The sequence below is a fragment of the Streptomyces sp. SID9727 genome (assembly GCF_010550605.1).
In the GTDB taxonomy this organism is placed as follows: domain Bacteria; phylum Actinomycetota; class Actinomycetes; order Streptomycetales; family Streptomycetaceae; genus Streptomyces.
Window position 1 is genome coordinate 1 of record NZ_JAAGNI010000097.1, and the last position, 3,517, is coordinate 3,517.

4 protein-coding genes and 1 pseudogene are annotated in these 3,517 nt (G+C 72.6%); 2 read left to right on the top strand and 3 right to left on the bottom strand.

Annotated features, from left to right (window positions below):
• Positions 1 to 379 (bottom strand): annotated as a pseudogene (locus G3I41_RS05875) (electron transfer flavoprotein subunit beta); the annotation flags it as partial.
• Positions 380 to 488: 109 nt separating this feature from the next.
• Between G3I41_RS05875 and G3I41_RS05880 the strand changes: the two are divergent.
• A complete protein-coding gene (locus tag G3I41_RS05880; RefSeq protein ID WP_164399240.1) occupies positions 489 to 1,247 on the top strand; it encodes a TetR family transcriptional regulator in 759 nt (252 codons plus the stop codon).
• Between the two features lie 117 nt (positions 1,248 to 1,364).
• The gene (locus G3I41_RS05885) at positions 1,365 to 1,769 is read left to right on the top strand and encodes a hypothetical protein (protein WP_164399241.1); all 405 of its coding nucleotides are present in this window, start codon (positions 1,365 to 1,367) and stop codon (positions 1,767 to 1,769) included.
• Between the two features lie 4 nt (positions 1,770 to 1,773).
• Here G3I41_RS05885 and G3I41_RS05890 read toward each other — a convergent pair whose 3' ends face one another.
• Both G3I41_RS05890 and G3I41_RS05895 read right to left on the bottom strand, forming a co-directional pair.
• A complete protein-coding gene (locus G3I41_RS05890; RefSeq protein ID WP_164399242.1) occupies positions 1,774 to 2,418 on the bottom strand; it encodes a response regulator transcription factor in 645 nt (214 codons plus the stop codon).
• Positions 2,409 to 3,517 (bottom strand): histidine kinase (locus G3I41_RS05895; RefSeq protein WP_164399243.1); only part of this gene is annotated, 1,109 nt, incomplete at its 5' end. The genes G3I41_RS05890 and G3I41_RS05895, both read right to left, overlap by 10 nt.

Below are 3,517 nucleotides of genomic sequence, written 5' to 3' on the forward strand. Positions count from 1 at the left end.
TCGTGCCGTCCGTCGACGCCATCCCCGAGATCACCAGGTCGTACCCGGTCTCCTCGACCGCCTTCGCCAGCACCAGCGACGTGCCCAGCGCGTCCGTACCGTGCAGATCGTCGTCCTCGACGTGAACCGCCTTGTCCGCACCCATCGACAACGCCTTGCGCAACGCGTCCTTGGCATCCTCCGGACCCACCGTCAACACGGTGACCTCCGCGTCGTCAGCCGCCTCCGCGATCTGCAACGCCTGCTCGACCGCGTACTCGTCCAGCTCCGACAGCAGACCGTCGACATCCTCACGGTCCAACGTCAGGTCATCGGCGAAATGCCGGTCACCGGTCGCGTCGGGCACGTACTTCACACAGACAACGATCCTCAAGCTCACGCCGGCTCTCCCTGTACCTGGTGGTGTCCTGCGGGAATCCTATGGCACTCAGTACCCTTCGTAAAGGTACCCGGTGTCAGGGGACTGCTTTCGGTGTTACGTTTCCGGCATGACCGAAGACCGCCGGCCGGCCAAGAAGCCCCCCATGCGTGACGTGCTCGCCGAGGCGGCCTTCGCCCTCTTCCTGGAGCGCGGGTTCGAGCGGACCACGGTGGACGACATCGTCGCGCGGGCCGGGGTCGGGCGGCGGTCCTTCTTCCGCTACTTCCCGTCCAAGGAGGACGCGGTCTTCCCCGACCACGAGCGGTGCCTCGCCGACATGACCGCGTTCCTGGCGGACGCCGACGGCGCGGACCCGGTCGCCACGGTGTGCGACGGCGCCCGGCTGGTGCTGCGCATGTACGCGGAGAAGCCCGAGTTCTCCGTGCAGCGTTACCGGCTCACCCGCGAGGTGCCCGGGCTGCGCACGTACGAACTGTCCGTGGTGCGCCGTTACGAGCGGACCCTCGCCGGCTATCTGGAGCGGCGCTGGGCCGGGGACCCGGACGCCGGACCCGACGCGGCGCTGCGCGCCGAGGTGATCGCCGCCTCGGTGGTCGCCGCGCACAACAACGGGCTGCGGTCCTGGCTGCGTTCGGGCGGCGAGGGCGACGCGGGGGCCGAGGTGGACCGGGCCCTCGAACTGGTGCGCGCGGTGTGGGGCGGGGCGGAGCCGCGGCCCGTCGCGCCCGCACCGGAGCCGGAGCCGGAATCCGCCGCCGTGACCTCTTCCGCGGGCGACGACGAGGTGATCGTCATGGTCGCGCGCAAGGGCGCACCGATGTGGCGCGTGGTGCAGCACATCGAGTCCGCGCTCGGCACCGCCTGAGGCCCCGGCCACATGTTGCGGCACTCAGTGCCTTTACTCCTGGAACTAAGTGCCATACGGTGCCGGTGTGCCGTCGTCGAAGGTGCGGCGCACCGAGTCGAGCGCGGGAGGCGGAACGTGTTCAGTACCGGAATCGACGTGATGGGGCGGCCGGCTCGCGACGCGGCGGAAGCGGACAGCCAGGAAGGGCTCGTCTACCAGGTGTGCCGCTGGTGCCACACCGCCTCCTTCCGCAAACTCCTGTGCCCCGTCTGCGCGTCGAGCGATCTCCGGTCCGCGCACAGCGACGGCCACGGCGTGGTCATCCGCTCCAACGTCGTCAACCGCTACTCGCGCATCATGCGCAACGAGTCCCTGGTCCGCTTCCCCGAGGGCTTCGTCTACCGCTGCCGGATCGTGGGCGCGGCCCCGCACCTCGTGAACGTCGGCGACCGGGTACGCCCGGCCGGCGGCCGCACCTCCGTAGCGGGCGAGGTCGTCCTCGAACTCTGCGACCCGCCCGGCTCGGCCGGCTGGCACTGAGGACTCACGCCTCCAGGTAGCGCAGCACGGCGAGGACACGCCGGTTGTAGCCGGTGGTGTGCGCGAGGCCCAGCTTGTCGAAGACGGCGTTGAGGTTCTTTTCGACGGCACTCAGCGAGATGTGCAGCTTCCGCGCGATGGCCGCGTTGGTGTGGCCCTGCGCCAGCGCCTCCAGGACGGTACGCTCGCGCGGGGTCAGCCGCGACAGCGGATCACCGTGCGTGCTGCGGATGACCAACTGCCGTACGACCTCCGGGTCGAAGACGGCCCCGCCCGCGTGGATGCGCTCCAGCGAGTCCAGGAACTCCTCCACCTGCGCGACCCGGTCCTTGAGCAGATACCCGACCCGCTCCGCGTTCTCGGCGAGCAGCCGGGCGGCGTAGTTCCGCTCCACGTACTGGGAGAGCACCAGCACGCCGACGTCCGGCCGCCGCGCCCGGATCTCCACGGCCGCGCGCAACCCCTCGTCCTTGTGCGTGGGCGGCATCCTGATGTCGGTGACGACGACGTCCGGCGCGTGCGCCGCGACCTGCGACAGCAGCGACTCCGCGTCACCCACCGCGCCCAGGACCTCATGGCCCTCCTCGGTGAGCAGGCGGACCAGGCCCTCCCTGAGCAGGATCGAGTCCTCGGCGAGAATCACACGCACGGCAGCTCCGCGGTCACGGTGGTGGGGCCCCCGGTGGGGCTGTGGACGTCCAGCATGCCGTCGATCGCGGCGACCCGGCCGCGCAGTCCGGCCAGCCCGCCGCCGTCCGGGTCCGCGCCGCCGCGCCCGTCGTCCCGGACGCGCACGGTCAGCACGCCGTCCCGCCGGGCCACGCCCACCACGATGCCCTGGGCCCCCGAGTGCTTGGCGGCGTTGTTCACGGACTCGGACACCACGAAGTACGCGGCCGTCTCCACGGGCGACGGCAGCTCTCCGGACACCTCGTACGCCACCCGGACCGGGATCGGGCAGCGCTCCGCCACCCCGCCCAGCGCCTCCCGCAGCCCCACGCTGTCCAGGGCCGTCGGATACACCCGCCAGGCCACCTCGCGGAGTTCGGCGAGCACCTCGCCCGCCTCCCGGTGCGCCTGTGCCAGCAGTGCGTCGGCGCGGCCGGCGTTCCGGGCGCGGCGGGCCCGGCCCAGCAGCATCGCCAGCGCGACCAGGCGCTGCTGGACCCCGTCGTGCAGATCGCGCTCGACGCGCCGCCGCTCCCGGTCCACCGCCCGCACCACCGCGGCCCGGCTGGCCGCCAGCTCACCGATGCGCCGCCTCAGCAACTCCCGCTCGTCCGGCCCGAAGCACTCCCGGGCGAGCCGGGCGTCCAGCGCGGCGAGCGAGAACAGCCCCTGCGCGTCGAGGAAGAGCAGGACGGAGCCCAGGACCGCCTGGGTCAGCAACTCGCCCCAGCCGAGCGTGCCACGGGCCACGCCCGCGGCGAGCAGCCCGGCCAGCACCAGGCCGAACCCGAGCAGCGCGGTCACCACCGCACACAGCAGCCCCGAGGAGACGCGGCCGGCCAGATAGCGGAGGACCTGCTGGTCGGAGGCGCGGTGCGCGGGGAACCGGTCGCCGAAGAGGGAGGTCCGGCGCCACCGCTCCACCTCGGCCAGCCTCTTCGCCCCCGCCACCAGGAGGCGGCGCGCGGGGACCCGGGTGCGGGGCCACAGCAGCAGCGGGCCCAGGAGCGTACCGGCGGCCGCGAAGTACACCAGCCCGGCGAGGGCCGTCGCGCAGCCGAGCAGCGCCCCCGCCGCCC